The sequence below is a fragment of the Kitasatospora sp. NPDC005856 genome (assembly GCF_040629945.1).
In the GTDB taxonomy this organism is placed as follows: Bacteria; Actinomycetota; Actinomycetes; order Streptomycetales; family Streptomycetaceae; genus Kitasatospora.
Window position 1 is genome coordinate 33,197 of sequence record NZ_JBEXWT010000073.1, and the last position, 13,408, is coordinate 46,604.

11 protein-coding genes are annotated in these 13,408 nt (G+C 73.8%); 5 read left to right on the forward strand and 6 right to left on the reverse strand.

Features of this window, described 5'->3' with window-relative positions:
• The first annotated feature begins 97 nt into the window (after positions 1-97).
• Complete coding sequence (locus ABZ449_RS31935) at positions 98-1,258, forward strand: acyl-CoA dehydrogenase family protein (RefSeq protein ID WP_360353148.1); 1,161 nt, start codon at positions 98-100, stop codon at positions 1,256-1,258.
• Between the two features lie 159 nt (positions 1,259-1,417).
• Here ABZ449_RS31935 and ABZ449_RS31940 read toward each other — a convergent pair whose 3' ends face one another.
• From ABZ449_RS31940 to ABZ449_RS31960, 5 genes are all read right to left on the reverse strand, one after another.
• Positions 1,418-2,470: a hypothetical protein gene (locus ABZ449_RS31940; protein WP_360353127.1), complete on the reverse strand. Its 1,053-nt coding sequence runs from the start codon at positions 2,468-2,470 to the stop codon at positions 1,418-1,420.
• Between the two features lie 169 nt (positions 2,471-2,639).
• The gene (locus ABZ449_RS31945) at positions 2,640-4,247 is read right to left on the reverse strand and encodes an alpha-amylase family glycosyl hydrolase (RefSeq protein WP_360353129.1); all 1,608 of its coding nucleotides are present in this window, start codon (positions 4,245-4,247) and stop codon (positions 2,640-2,642) included.
• A gap of 251 nt (positions 4,248-4,498) precedes the next feature.
• A complete protein-coding gene (eda, locus tag ABZ449_RS31950; RefSeq protein ID WP_360353131.1) occupies positions 4,499-5,179 on the reverse strand; it encodes a bifunctional 4-hydroxy-2-oxoglutarate aldolase/2-dehydro-3-deoxy-phosphogluconate aldolase in 681 nt (226 codons plus the stop codon).
• Positions 5,176-6,822 (reverse strand): D-aminoacylase, encoded by a 1,647-nt coding sequence (locus tag ABZ449_RS31955; RefSeq protein ID WP_360353133.1) that lies wholly within the window; start codon positions 6,820-6,822, stop codon positions 5,176-5,178. The genes eda and ABZ449_RS31955 overlap by 4 nt, the downstream gene beginning before the upstream one ends.
• Positions 6,822-8,123, reverse strand: a complete 1,302-nt coding sequence (locus tag ABZ449_RS31960; RefSeq protein WP_360353135.1) for an alanine racemase — start codon at positions 8,121-8,123, stop codon at positions 6,822-6,824. Before ABZ449_RS31960 ends, ABZ449_RS31955 begins: the two co-directional genes overlap by 1 nt.
• Before the next feature lie 231 nt (positions 8,124-8,354).
• On the opposite strand from ABZ449_RS31960, the gene ABZ449_RS31965 reads away from it, so the two are divergent.
• The 4 genes from ABZ449_RS31965 (at position 8,355) to ABZ449_RS31980 (ending at position 11,502) form a co-directional block, all read left to right on the forward strand.
• Positions 8,355-9,452, forward strand: a complete 1,098-nt coding sequence (locus ABZ449_RS31965) for a sugar kinase (RefSeq protein WP_360353137.1) — start codon at positions 8,355-8,357, stop codon at positions 9,450-9,452.
• A complete protein-coding gene (locus ABZ449_RS31970; protein WP_360353139.1) occupies positions 9,449-10,198 on the forward strand; it encodes an IclR family transcriptional regulator in 750 nt (249 codons plus the stop codon). The genes ABZ449_RS31965 and ABZ449_RS31970 overlap by 4 nt, the downstream gene beginning before the upstream one ends.
• Positions 10,199-10,224: 26 nt before the next feature.
• Positions 10,225-10,653, forward strand: a complete 429-nt coding sequence (locus tag ABZ449_RS31975) for a RidA family protein (protein WP_360353141.1) — start codon at positions 10,225-10,227, stop codon at positions 10,651-10,653.
• A 129-nt stretch (positions 10,654-10,782) separates the two neighbouring features.
• Positions 10,783-11,502: a DUF2470 domain-containing protein gene (locus tag ABZ449_RS31980; RefSeq protein WP_360353143.1), complete on the forward strand. Its 720-nt coding sequence runs from the start codon at positions 10,783-10,785 to the stop codon at positions 11,500-11,502.
• 61 nt (positions 11,503-11,563) lie between these two features.
• Here the strand turns inward: ABZ449_RS31980 and ABZ449_RS31985 are convergent, their stop codons facing one another.
• Positions 11,564-13,114, reverse strand: coding sequence for an APC family permease (locus tag ABZ449_RS31985; protein ID WP_360353145.1), 1,551 nt, complete (start codon positions 13,112-13,114; stop codon positions 11,564-11,566).
• Positions 13,115-13,408: the final 294 nt, after the last annotated feature.

Here is a 13,408-nt window from a genome sequence, read left to right on the forward strand (position 1 = left end):
GCACGACACCGACGCCAGCACCGACGCCAACACCGGCACCGGCACCGGCACCCGCACCGGCAACGGCACCCGCACCCGCACCCGCACCCGCACCGCCATGTCCGACCCGCTCGACCTGATCGACTTCGCCACCCTCCTCACCGACGAGGAACGCGAGATCCAGGCCACCGTCGCCCGGTTCCTCGCCGACCGGGTCCGCCCGCACCTGCCGGAGTGGTTCGACAACGCCCACTTCGCCCGCGAACTCGCCCCCGAGCTGGGCGCGTTGGGCCTGCTCGGGATGCACCTGGAAGGCTACGGCTGCGCCGGCGCCAACGCCGTCTCCTACGGCCTGGCCTGCCTCGAACTCGAGGCCGCCGACTCCGGCTTCCGCAGCTTCGTCTCGGTCCAGGGCTCGCTCTCGATGTACTCGATCCACCAGTGGGGTTCGGAGGAGCAGAAGCAGCAGTGGCTGCCCGGGCTCGCCGCCGGCACCGCGATCGGCTGCTTCGGGCTCACCGAGCCGGACTTCGGCAGCAACCCGGCCGGGATGCGCACCCGCGCGGTGCGCGACGGCTCGGACTGGATCCTCGACGGCACCAAGATGTGGATCACCAACGGCGGCATCGCGGACGTCGCCACCGTCTGGGCGAACACCGAGGACGGCGTACGCGGTTTCCTGGTGCCGCGCGGCACGCCCGGCTTCACCACCCGCGACATCAAGCAGAAGCTGTCGCTGCGCGCCTCGGTCACCTCCGAACTGCACCTGGACGGCGTCCGGCTGCCCGCCGAGGCGCAGCTGCCGGGCGCGAAGGGGCTGCGCGGTCCACTGTCCTGCCTGAACGAGGCGCGGTTCGGCATCCTGTTCGGCGCGGTCGGCGCGGGCCGGGACTCGCTCCAGGCGGCGCTGCGGTACGCGGACTCCCGGGTCCAGTTCGACCGGCCGATCAGCGGATTCCAGCTGACCCAGCGCAAGTTCGCCGACATGGCGCTCGCGCTCGGCAACTCCGCGCTGCTGGCCGTTCACCTCGGCCGGCTCAAGGACGGCGGGCGGCTGCGGCCCGAGCGGGTCAGCGTCGGCAAGCTCAACAACGTGCGGGAGGCGCTGGCGATCGCCCGCGAGTGCCGCACGGTCCTCGGGGCCAACGGCATCTCGCTGGAGTACTCGCCGATCCGGCACGCCGGCAACCTGGAGTCGGTGCTGACCTACGAGGGCACCAGCGAGATCCACACCCTGGTGGTCGGCCAGGCGCTCACCGGGCAGGCCGCCTACTGGTAGGCACGCCCCGGGAACCCGGGAACGACCCCGGGACCACCCTCGGGAACGCCCTCGGGACATGCCGAGGCCCGCGTCCGGCTTGTCCGGAGCCGGACGCGGGCCGCCCCGTTCCCACCCGGTGCCGATGCCCTTGGCGCCGGGTGGAGTTTCCGGGGGCGATCAGACCGCGACCGCCTCCTCCACCTCCTCCTGCGCCTCCTGCGGCGTCTCCACCGGACGACGCCCACGGCCCTCGTACACCGCCGCGGCCACCAGGGCGGCCCCGCCGAGCAGCAGCCAGACCAGCAGGGTCACGACGTGTCCGCCGAGGCCCGCGCCGCCGTCGAAGTACAGGATGCTGCGCGCGCCCTCCAGGAAGCCCGCGCCCGTCCAGAACCCGTGCAGGCCACCGAAGAACCCGTTCTGCAGTTCGGGCCGGTAGATACCGCCGGAGGAGGTGAAGTTCAGCATCACGAACAGCACCATCAGGGCCAGCGTGGTCCACTTCTTCAGGAAGCCGTGCAGGCCTATGCCGATCAGCACGATGCCCGCCGAGTAGAGCCAGCCGAGCGCCCAGATCGCCGCGTAGTCGTGGTCGACCACGTGGAAGACCGGCCCCGCGGTGACGATCCCGATCACGCTGACCACCAGCGAGACGGCCACTCCGACCAGCGCCCGGACCTTCAGGCTCAGCCCCGCGCCGGCCGCGCCGATCGCCGCGACGCTGGCGTAGGAGCCGATGCTCAGCGCGACCAGCAGGAAGAACAGGCCCTGCCCGGTCGGGTCGCCCTCGGCCGGGGTGGTCAGGTCGGTCACGTGCAGCGGCACGCCCTGCTGGTCGGTGACGTTGGTGAACACCGCCGTGGCGGCCACCACCGAGGTGTCCGAGTTGCCCTTGGCGACGATCAGTTCGGGGCTCCTGGGGTCGGGGACGAAGGCGCCCACCAGATCCCGGTCGCGCAGCTGCTGCTCGGCGGCGGCCCGGTCGTCCACGATGCGGACGTCGAGCGCGTCCCCGGCCCTGCTCTGGATCGCCTGCGCCAGGCCGTGCGCCTGCGGCGTGGTGCCGACCACGGCCACCTCGAGGTGGTGCGGCTCGGGCTGGTGGAAGGCGCCCTGGTAGGCCAGCGCCATGCCCAGGCACATCAGCAGCGGGGTGATCAGGTGGGTGGCCAGGTGCTTGAGCGAGTGCCCCAGGGTGGGCGCCGCGGCGGGGTTCCGGGGTGTGCTCATGGTGTTCGTACCGTCCTCCGGTGGTGTCTCTCGATGGCAAGAAGGTGGCAAATGCAACCAATGAGGGTGGTAAATGCAACCATCTATGGATGTAGCTTACAACTATCTGACATGGATCGAAAGCCGGGCCCCCGACCGGCGGGGATCCCGGCTCCGACCGCGGCGGCCGTCAGCCCAGCTCGAACACCCCGTACGAGAACCCGTCCGCCCGCAGTTCCCCGTCCACCAGCCGCACGCCCTGCACGTCCAGCGGCCGGACGCCCCGCGCCCATCGGGCGCCGCCCTCCGGCAGGCCCGCCAGCGGTACGGACGCCGGCTCCCGGCCCGGGTTGACCGCCACCAGGTACCGCCCGGCCCGGGTGTACACCAGCGGGTAGCCGGCGTGGCGGACCTCCAGCCCGCCGGCCGTGCCCAGCCCCGGGTGCGCCCGGCGCAGGGTGATCAGCCGCCGCACGGTGTGCAGCAGCGAGGTCGGGTCGGCGCGCTGGGAGAGCGCGTCCGGGCGGCGCGGGTCCGGGTCCACCGGCAGGTACAGCCGCTCGGGCGGAGCGCTGGAGAAGCCGGCGGTGGGGCCGGGCGTCCACTGCATCGGGGTGCGCGAGCCGGCCCGGTTGTACCGCGGGCCGAGCACGCTGCCCTCGGTGTCGGGCAGGCCCGGCAGGTAGCGCATGCCGATCTCGTCGCCGTAGTAGACGGCCGGGAGGGTGGGCCAGGTGAACAGGAAGGCGAAGGCGGGCGCGAGTTGCTCCACGGTGCGCGGGCCGGCGGCCAGGCGGGAGAAGTCGTGGTTGGCGGTGGGCAGCACGATGTGCCCGTTGCCCTCGGTGAGTTCGGCCGCGGAGCGCCAGGCGTCCAGGAAGGGTTGCGGGGTCCCGCGGCCGTCGGCCTCGAAGTAGCAGACCTCCTGGTGCCAGAACTCCTCGACCGTTCCGCCGTTGTTGTTCCAGAGCGACCGCAGGGGCAGGCCGTCGTCCTCCCCGCCGAAGTGCAGGAAGAAGTCCGCGTGGAAGCCGGCCGCGACGGCGGCGGCCGGGTCGCCCCACTCGGCGAGCAGGGCGGCATCGGGGTGGTTTCGGTCCAGCCAGTCGCGCAGTTCGGTCCAGAGCTTGGCGGTCTCCACCTTGCCCGGGTCGTCCTTGACCAGTGAGTACGCCATGTCCACCCGGAAGCCGGACACCCCGACGCCCAGCCAGTGCGCCATGATCTCGCGCAGCGCCGCCCGGTTGGCGCGCGGGCCGTCCGCGTCCACCGCCTGCCGCCAGGGCTCGTCCGAACTGCTGCGGGCGTAACCGAAGTTGATGGCGGGCTGACAGTCGAAGAAGTTCGGCCGGTACCAGCCGGGCCGGCTTCCGGGCGAGGCGACGAAGCCGTCCACCGGGCGGTCGGACCAGATGTAGCGGTGGTCGGACGGGTCCTCGACGGAGGCCAGGAACCAGGGGTGGCGGTCGGAGGTGTGCCCGGCCACCAGGTCCAACAGGACCCGGATGCCCTTGCCGCGGGCGGCCTCGACCAGGGCCGCCAGGTCATCGGTGCTGCCGTAGCGCGGGGCGGGGGTGAGGTAGTCGGTCACGTCGTACCCGGCGTCGCGGAACGGTGAGGCGAAGCAGGGGTTGAGCCAGACGGTGTCGACGCCGAGCCAGGCGAGGTGGTCCAGGTGCCCGGCGATGCCGGCGAAGTCGCCGATGCCGTCGCCGTCGGAGTCGGCGAAACTCTGCGGGTAGATCTGGTACAGGACGGCGTCGGCGAGCCAGTCGGGGCCGGGGCGGGTCGAGGTCATGGGCGGTTCCTCCTGCCGGGGTCCGGAGCCCCGGGCGCGGCCGGGCGGGGCTGAGCCGGGACGGGCTCGGCCGGGGCCGAGCCGGGTGCCCCCGATTCTCGTCCAATCCCGGCCGTCCCGACAGCCCGCCTCGCCCCGACACCGCCTCCTTCACGAGGCCTGCACCCGCACCGGCACCGCCACGAAGCCACCCCCGCCCCTACGAGCCCGCCTGACGAGTCCGTCGTACGAGCCCGTTCCACGGGTCCGCCCTACCCGCCCGCCCCCGCACAGGCCGCCGTGAACGCCCGGGCCCGCCGGGTGATCTCCGCCCAGTCCCCTGCCGCGACCGCGTCCGGCGGCACCACGTCCGTCCCCGCGCAGACCGCCAGCGCGCCGTGCGCCAGGAACTCGGCGGCGTTGCCCGCGTTCACCCCGCCGGAGGCCACCAGCGGCACATCGGGGTAGGGGCCGCGCAGGTCCTTGAAGTAGCCCGGACCGAACGCCCGGGCCGGGAAGATCTTGACGGCGACGGCACCGAGGTCCACCGCGTGCGCGACCTCGGTCGGGGTGAGCGCCCCGAGCACCACCGGCACCCGCGCGACGGCCGCCGCCTCGGCGACCTCGGGCCGGCAGCCGGGGGTGACCAGGAAGCTCGCCCCCGCCTCGACCCCGCGCCGGGCCTGCTCGGCGGTCAGCACCGTCCCGACGCCGACCCGCCAGCCGGCCTTCGAGGCCTTCCGTAGATGTTCCGTCACATCCGGTGTGGTGTAGGTGAATTCGGTGAGGTTGATGCCGCCCTCGGCGAGGGCGGCGCAGAGCGCGGCGGCGTCCGGGATCAGCGGTGCGCGGACCACCGCGATCACCGCTTCGTCGCGCAGCACCGAGAACTCGGCCGAGGCGGAGGGGCCGGTCGGCCCGGAAGGATCGGTGGGGGCGGCGAGCTCGCTCATATGGCCAGGGTTCCTCGATCGGTGCGGCGCAGGGCGCGCCCGGGACGGGCGCCGGTGGTGCGTCCCTGCCGGACGACGGCGGTGCCGTTGACGTACACGTACTCGATGCCCTCGGCGGGCAGCCGGGGGTCCTCGAAGGTGGCGGCGTCCCTGACCTTCTCGGGGTCGAGGAGCACCAGGTCGGCGTGGTGGCCGGGGGCGATCCGGCCGCGCCGGTCCAGCCCCAGCCGGGCGGCCGGGCGGCCGGTCATCCGGGCGATCGTCTCCTCCAGCGTCAGCACGCCCAACTCACGGCTGTAGTGGCCGAGGTAGCGGGGGAAGGTGCCCCAGGCCCGCGGGTGCGGCCGGGCCCCGACCAGCAGCCCGTCGCTGCCGACGGTGTGGAAGCGGTGGCGCATGATCGCCCGGACGTTCTCCTCGTGCCCGACGTGCTGGAGGATCGTCGTGGCCAGCTCGTCCCGGCGCAGCAGGTCCAGGAACACCTCGGTGCCGGTACGTTCCTCCTCGGCGGCCAGTTCGGCGACGGTCCGGCCGACCGTGCCGGCGAGCGAGGCCGAGCGGACGCCGGATATCTGGATCGTCGCCCAGTCGGTGACCACGCCGTGGCAGCCGTCGCTGCCCTTCTCCTCCACCTCGTAGCGGATCTTCGCGCACTGCGCGGGGTCGACGAGTCGCGCCAGCGTCGCGGCCGGGCCGCCCTCGGTGGCCCAACTCGGCAGCAGAGCGGCCAGGGTGGTGGATCCGGGCAGGTAGGGGTAGCTGTCCAAGGTGAGGTCGACTCCCTCGGCGAGCGCCCGATCGAGGAGTTCCAGCAGCTCGCCGGCCCGTCCCCGGTTGGGCCCGAAGTTCATCGTGGCGTGGGTCAGGTGCAGTGCGCAGCCGCTCCGCCGGGCGATCTCCACCATCTCCGCGTAGCCCTCCAACGCCCCCGCACCGTACGAGCGTTGGTGAGGGGCGTGGAAGCCGCCGTAGGCCGCGACGACGGTGCACAGCTCGATCAGTTCGGCGGTGTCCGCATACATCCCGGGGGTGTAACTGAGGCCGCTGGACATGCCGACCGCGCCGTCCAGCAGGCTCTTCGCCAGCGCCTGGCGCATCCGGTCGAGTTCGCCCGGGGTGGGCGGACGGTTGGCCCAACCCATGGCGAGCATCCGCAGCGTTCCGTGCGGGACGAGGTAGCAGGCGTTGACGGCGACCCCGGTGCGGTCGATCCGGTCCAGGTAGCCCGCGACGTCCCGCCAGTCCCAGTCGAAGCCGTCCGGATCGCCGTTCCAGCCCACGAGTTGGCGGCGCAGCGCGGGAAGCGTGACGTCGTCCACCGGGGCGTAGGACAGCCCGTCCTGGCCGAGGACCTCGCAGGTGACGCCCTGGGTGACCTTGGCCGGGTGCTCGGGCTCGCACAGCAGGGCGAGGTCGGAGTGGGCGTGCATGTCGATGAAGCCGGGCGCCAGGACCAGTCCGTCGGCGTCCACCGCGTCGGGTGCGTCGAGGCCCTCGCCGATCTCGGTGATCAGGCCGTCGGCGATCCGGACGTCGGCCCGGTAGCGCTCCGCGCCGGTGCCGTCCACCACGGTGGCGCCCCGGAAGACCGTCGCGCCCCTACCGCGAGGCCGGTCCTCGACGGCCGCTCTCTCCCCGGGCATCAGAAGAACGTCCTGACCAGGCCGGTGACCTTCGGCTCGGCCGCGTCCGCGGAGTCCAGCACCGGGACGGCCGTCCACTTGTCGAAGGCCGTGCACGGGTGCGAGACGCCCAGCCGCAGCACCGCGCCGATCGGCGCGAGGTCGCCCGCGTCGCGCAGGAAGGCGTGCTGGTCGTTGAGCGCGGTGATCCGGGCCGCCGTACCGGTCAACTCGGCTCCGCCGCGTACCCGTTGCGGCTCGGGCAGACCCTCGTCGAAGGGCAGGTCACGCTTGCCGGCGTCCAGCAGCGCGAGCTGCGGCTCGGGCCGGGAGACCACCCGGGCCCAGCCGTGCAGCGCGCCGCGGAACGGCGTCCGCCCGCCGTCCCGGGCGAGCGGCGAGATGCCCCGGTAGAAGCCGTCGTCGTGGGCGATGTACGCGCCCGAGCGCAGCACCACGAACGCCTCCGGCAGGTCCGCCAGCTCCTCGACCACCAGGTCGAAGTAGGCGCTGCCGCCGGCCGAGACCACCGGCCGGCTGCCGTCCGGGTAGGCGCTCGCCAACCGGCCGTGCAGGTCGCCGAGTTCCCGAAGGTAGCGGCGGACGGTGGCCAGTCCCTCGGCCGAGGCGTCGTGCGCGAGCGCGCCCTCGTAGCCGCCGACGCCCGCCAGGCGCAGGGTGGGGGCGCGCAGCACGGCGGCGGCGACCTCGACGGCGGCGTCCACACCGCGGGCGCCGGTCCGCCCGCCGGGGCCGCCGAGCTCGACCAGCACCTCGACCGGCCGCTCCGCCCCGGCGGCCCGCAGCGCCTCGTCCATCAGACGGACGCTCTCGGTGGAGTCGACCCAGGACAGGAAGGCGAAGTCCGGGTCGGCGGCGAGTTCGTCGGCGAGCCAGGCCAGTCCGGCCGGTTCGAGCAGGGTGTTGGCGAGCAGGATGCGCTGCACCCCGAAGGCCCGGGCGATCCGCACCTGGGGCAGGTTGGCGAGGGTGATGCCGTGGCTGCCGGCGTCGAGCTGCGCCTGCCAGAGGGCGGGCGCCATGGTGGTCTTGCCGTGCGGAGCGAGCGCGACGCCCGCCTTGGCGCACCAGTCGGCCATGGTGCGGACGTTGTGGTCGAGGGCGGCACCGTCGAGGGTGAGCAGCGGGGTGCCGAGCGAGGAGAGGATGGGGCCGGTGGCGAGCCACTCCCGCGTACTGCGGCCCCACGACTGCGGCGGAGCGGCTTTGAACCGCCAGTCGAGCGGTTCGTCGGCCAGGGCGGCCACCGCGCCGCGCGCGATCCCCGGTCCGCTGACGCTGCTTGCGAAAGTCTGCTCCACCGTCTTCCTCCATCCGCACAGGTTGCAACATGTGCAACGAGGGTTGCACATGCTGGCAGCACGGTTCTAGCATCGGCGCCGGATCACGGTCAACGGACCTGACTCCCGGTCAACGGGGTCGGCTCACGTGCGGCGCCCTCGGACGGCGCGGCACTCACCCGCTCACAGGCGGCGGAGCCGACCCGGTGGGCCCGCTCTCGACGGAACGGCCGCAGACGAGGAGCCCCGCACATGCCGCGACAGGACACCCAGGGCCCGACCCGCCCCGGCACTCCCCCGACGGCCGTGTGCGTGGGCGAGTCGATGGCCGTCCTGCTGCCGGACCGCCCGGGCCCGCTGGAGTCGGTGGAGAGCTTCCGACTCTCGGTCGGCGGCGCCGAGTCCAACGTGGCGGGCGCGCTGACCGCCCACGGCGTGCCGACCGCCTGGATCAGCCGGGTCGGCGACGACGGCTTCGGCCGCCGGCTGCTCGCCGAGGTCGCCGCCCGCGGCGTGGACGTCTCGGCGGTCGCGGTCGACCCGCACCGCCCGACCGGCCTCTACCTCAAGGAGGTCGGCGGAAGCACCGGCGACCGCCACGACCTCGGGCCCGGCCGCAGCCGGCTGCACTACCACCGGCGCGGCTCCGCGGCCGCCGCGCTCTCCCCCGACCTGCTCGCCGACCCGACCGCCGGCGCACTGCTGACCGGCGCCCGGCTGCTGCACCTCTCCGGCATCACCGCCGCACTCTCCGACGACTGCCTGGCCCTGCTGCGCACCCTGCTCGCCGACCGCCGCCCCCACCGCCTGGTCAGCTTCGACCTCAACTGGCGCCCCTCGCTCTGGCGCGAGCGCGACCCGGCCGTGCTGCCGCCGCTGCTGGACGCCGCCGACCTGCTGCTGCTCGGCTCCGACGAGGCCGAGGCCGCCTTCGGCACCGGCGACCCGGCCGCCCTTCGCCGCCGCTTCCCCGCACCGGCCACCCTCGTGGTCAAGGACGCCGCCCGCCAGGTGACCGCCCTGGAACGGGACGGTACGGCGGTCACCGAGCCGGCCCTCGCGGTCGAGGTGGTCGAGGCGACCGGCGCGGGTGACGCCTTCGCGGCCGGCTACCTGGCCGGCACCCTCCGGGGCCTGGACCAGCGGCGCCGGCTGCGACTCGGGCACCTCAGCGCCGCCTGCGCGCTGACCGCCCACGGGGACCAGGCCGAGCTCCCGGACGCCGCCGTCGTGGCCGCGCTGCTCGACGCCACCCCTGCCCAGTGGGCTGCCACCCGGGTCACCGCGGCGGGCATCACCGGCCCGGGCACAATGAGCAGGACCCCAAGCCCTCGAAGCGGAGCACGATGAGCCAGACCGTCACCCGCGCCCTGCGCATCCTCGCCGAGCTCGGTGAGGGCGAGCGCTCCCTCGACCAGCTCGCCGAGGTGCTCGGCGTCCACAAGACGACCGTGCTCCGACTGCTCCAGAGCCTCGAAGAGGAACGATTCGTCTATCGCGACGCGAGCTATCGCTACCACCTGGGCGCCGGCCTCTTCGCACTCTCCGGTCTGGCCCTGGAGCAGCGCGGCGTGCGCCGGATCGCCGCTCCGCACCTGGCCGAACTGAACGCCGCCACCGGCCAGACCGTGCACCTGGCCGCCTACGAGGGCGGCGAGGTGGTCTACATCGACAAGTTCGACTCCCGCCACCCGGTGCGGATGTACTCCCGGATCGGCCTGCGCGCCGCCCTGCACAGCGCCGCCGTCTCCAAGGTGCTGCTGGCCGACCTGCCGCTGCCCGAGCGGCGCCGGGTGGTGGCCGGGATCGACTTCACCCCGCACACCGAGCGCACCCTGACCACCCCCGAGGCCCTGCTCGCCGAGCTCGAGAAGGTCGCCGCCCAGGGCTGGGCGCAGGACCACGCCGAGCACGAGGCCTTCATCAACTGCGTTGCCGCGCCCGTCCGGGACGCCAGCGGCCGGGTGGTCGCCGCCGCCTCGATCTCCGTCCCGGACGTGCTCCTGCCGTACGAGCAGGTGCTGGACCTGCTCCCACAGCTGCTCGCCACCACCCGCGCCGTATCGGCCGACTGCGGCCGCCCCGACCACAACTGACGCATCGTCAATCGACAAGGAACCCGATGACCTCCGAGCACCCCCGGCCTTCCGAGAAGGCCGAGATCCGCACCGACGGCGCCCCCGCCCCCGCCTGGATGTTCTCCCAGGGTGTCCGCAAGGGCCCGATCCTCCAGGTCTCCGGCCAGGGCCCGCAGGACCCGGCCACCGGCGAGTACCTGCACCGCGGCGACGTGAAGGCGCAGACCCGCCGCACCCTGGAGAACGTCAAGGCCATCGTCGAGGCCGGCGGCGCCACCATCGAGGACGTGGTGATGTTCCGCGTCTACCTGACCAAGCGTGCCGACTTCCCGCTGATGAACGAGGTCTACGCCGAGTTCATCGACGAGAACATCAAGCCCGGCGGCGTGAAGCCGTGCCGCACCACCGTCTTCGTCGAGCTGCCGCAGGAGCCGATGCTGGTCGAGATCGACGCCCAGGCCGTCGTCGGCTGACGCACCGCCGCACCGAGGGGCCCGGACGCCGCAGGGCGCGTCCGGGCCCCTCGCCCGTCCGGAGGTCCGCTTGCCACACCCCCATCCGCACATTAGGTTAGGCTCACCTAATTTACTGGAGGTCCGTCCATGAGCCTGCCCACCGGCGACACCGAGGTCCCCGAGCCCACCACCGCCGAACGGATCCACAGCCTGCTCAGCGCGACCTCCTCGCTCACCGTCCGCGCCCTCGGCGAGCACCACCACCTGGACACCCCGGTCTCCGTGCACGGCTCCCGGCTGCGGCTGCGCACCGCCCTGGACGACCCGCTCACCACGGCCGTCGCCGGCGCCACCGACGGCCTCGCCGTCGTCCTGGACGTCACCGACGTCGCCCCCGTCGCCGTCCGCGACCGGGTCCGCGCCCGCCTCACCATGGCCGGGCGACTGCGGCTGGCCCACCTCGCCGACGACGGCCTCAGCGTGCACCTGCGGGTGGACGTCGCCCACGCCGTCCTCGCCACCCCGTACGGCACCGGCGCGATCACCGGCGCCGACCTCGCGCTCGCCGAGCCCGACCCACTGGCCCGGCACGAGGCCGCGCTGCTCACCCACTTCGCCGACGACCACGCCGAGGCGCTCGACGTCCTCACCCGGCTGCTCGACCCGGCCGTGCTCGTCCACGCCCCCGAGGTCCGCCCGCTCGCCCTGGACCGCCACGGTCTGGTCCTGCGCCTGGACCACCCGCACGGCCACCGCGACGTCCGCCTGGTCTTCCCCGAACCGGCCCGGGACACCGACGACTTCGGCCACCGGATGCACGATCTGCTGGCCGCCGCCCAGTACGGCCTGCCGGTCCACCGGCGCTGAACCCGGCGCGCCACGCCCCACCACCGCCGCACCGCACCGTCGCGACCGTCGCGCCGCCCGGTCACCGCTCGACCGCGTCCTCCAGCACCACGCGCCCGATCCGCGCGTACAGCTCCGGCCGCCACCGGCGCACCGCGAGTGCCAGCCCGATCCCGCCCGCGAACACCCCGGCCACCAGGAACGGGATCAGCCGGAACAGCAGCGTGTGCGCCGCCGCCCCGGCCACGGCGTCCTTGTTGAGCACCAGCAGCACCACCACCCCTGCCATCGCCACCCCGCCCACCAGCGGTGCGACCAGCGTCCGGAACCAGTGCGCGGTCTCCGGGTGCCGCCCCCGCACGTGGAAGTACCCGACCACGGCGAAGGAGCAGAGCGTCTGCACGACCAGGATCGCCATCGTCCCGAGCAACGCCAGCAGCGTGTACAGGTGCGCGTACGGGTCCATCCCGGCCGCCAGGAAACCCGCCACCAGCCCCACCGCGATCACCGACTGCACCACCGAGGCGACGTGCGGCGAGCCGTGCCGCGCATGGGTGCGGCCGAGCGCCGGGTGCAGCAGCCCCTCCCGGCCGATCGCGTACAGGTACCGGGCCGCGCACTGGTGGAAGGCCATCGCGCAGGCGAACGACCCGGTGACGACCAGCCATTGGAAGACCGTCACCGCCCAGGCCCCCAGGTGCACACCGAGCGGGTCGAAGAACAGGCTGTTGCCGTCCTTGCCCGGCACCGCGCCGCTCGCCACCGCGACCGCCTGCTCGACTCCGTTGCCGGACACGATCATCCAGGACACGAAGACGTAGAGCAGCCCGACACCGACCACCGACACCATCGTCGCCCGTGGCACCACCCGCTTGGGGTCGCGGGACTCCTCGCCGTACATCGCGGTGGACTCGAAGCCCACCCAGGACCAGAACGCGAAGAACAGTCCGAGCCCGGCCGCCGAAGCACCCGAACTCCCCACCCCCTTCAGCGCGTTCAGCGGGTTCAGGGCCCCGGCCAGGAGCCCGTCCGGCCCGCCGCCGGAGCACAGCACCGCCAGTGAGACCGCACTCAGCACCCCGATCTCCAGCACCAGCGCGACCCCGAGCACCTTGGCCGTCAGGTGCAGGTCGAACCAGCCCATCACGCCGATCACCGCCGCCCCGAACAGCGCGTACCAGCCCCAGCCCAGGTCCACGCCCAGCTGCGAACGGACCAGCCCGCGCAGCGAGTACGCGAAGAAGCCGAGCACCGCGGCCTCCGTGACGACGTACGCGAGCACGGCGAGCAGCCCCGAGGCCATCCCGACCACCCGGCCCAGCCCGTGCGAGACGTAGCCGTAGAACGCGCCGGCCGCGGTGATGTGCCGGGCCATCGCCACGTACCCGACCGAGAACACCGTCAGCACCACCGTCGCCACGATGTACGCGGCGGGCGCGCCGGCGCCGTTGCCCTGCCCGACGATGATCGGCAGGTTGCCGGTCATCGCGGTGATCGGGGCGGCGGTGGCGAGCGCCATGAACACCACACCGACCAGGCCGACCGAGTCCGCCTTCAGTCGGTCGACGCCGCCCGTCCCGGGCCGCTCCCGCCCGGCCGTCTCCCCCGCCACGCCCCCGCTCCGGACCGCCATCCGGCCTCCTCGCCTCGTGGACGCGCCCGACCGCCGGACCGGCCGGGGCGCTGACCGTCCGACAGCATGGCGCGCCGACGGCCCCCGTGCGGCGCGCGAGAACCCGCCGGAGCAGCCGAGTTGACGCCGCGTTCGACCACTCGAACGACACTCCGGGGCCGGCCGAACCCGCCCGGGCACGGGCCGGCCGGCGACCGGACGCCCCCGGAAACGGCAGCGGCCGGGCCCGGCCCCCCCGGGTGTGGAGGTGCTGCGGGGGCGGGCCGGGGGTGGTACACGCCCCCCCACACCCGA

What these genes read in the sequence shown, in the direction of transcription:
- ABZ449_RS31935 (WP_360353148.1), top strand. Translation starts at nt 98, where the DNA reads ATGTCCGACCCGCTCGACCTGATCGACTTCGCCACCCTCCTCACCGAC.
- ABZ449_RS31940 (WP_360353127.1), bottom strand. Translation starts at nt 2,470, where the DNA reads ATGAGCACACCCCGGAACCCCGCCGCGGCGCCCACCCTGGGGCACTCG.
- ABZ449_RS31945 (WP_360353129.1), bottom strand. Translation starts at nt 4,247, where the DNA reads ATGACCTCGACCCGCCCCGGCCCCGACTGGCTCGCCGACGCCGTCCTG.
- eda (WP_360353131.1), bottom strand. Translation starts at nt 5,179, where the DNA reads ATGAGCGAGCTCGCCGCCCCCACCGATCCTTCCGGGCCGACCGGCCCC.
- ABZ449_RS31955 (WP_360353133.1), bottom strand. Translation starts at nt 6,822, where the DNA reads ATGCCCGGGGAGAGAGCGGCCGTCGAGGACCGGCCTCGCGGTAGGGGC.
- ABZ449_RS31965 (WP_360353137.1), top strand. Translation starts at nt 8,355, where the DNA reads ATGCCGCGACAGGACACCCAGGGCCCGACCCGCCCCGGCACTCCCCCG.
- ABZ449_RS31970 (WP_360353139.1), top strand. Translation starts at nt 9,449, where the DNA reads ATGAGCCAGACCGTCACCCGCGCCCTGCGCATCCTCGCCGAGCTCGGT.
- ABZ449_RS31975 (WP_360353141.1), top strand. Translation starts at nt 10,225, where the DNA reads ATGACCTCCGAGCACCCCCGGCCTTCCGAGAAGGCCGAGATCCGCACC.
- ABZ449_RS31980 (WP_360353143.1), top strand. Translation starts at nt 10,783, where the DNA reads ATGAGCCTGCCCACCGGCGACACCGAGGTCCCCGAGCCCACCACCGCC.
- ABZ449_RS31985 (WP_360353145.1), bottom strand. Translation starts at nt 13,114, where the DNA reads ATGGCGGTCCGGAGCGGGGGCGTGGCGGGGGAGACGGCCGGGCGGGAG.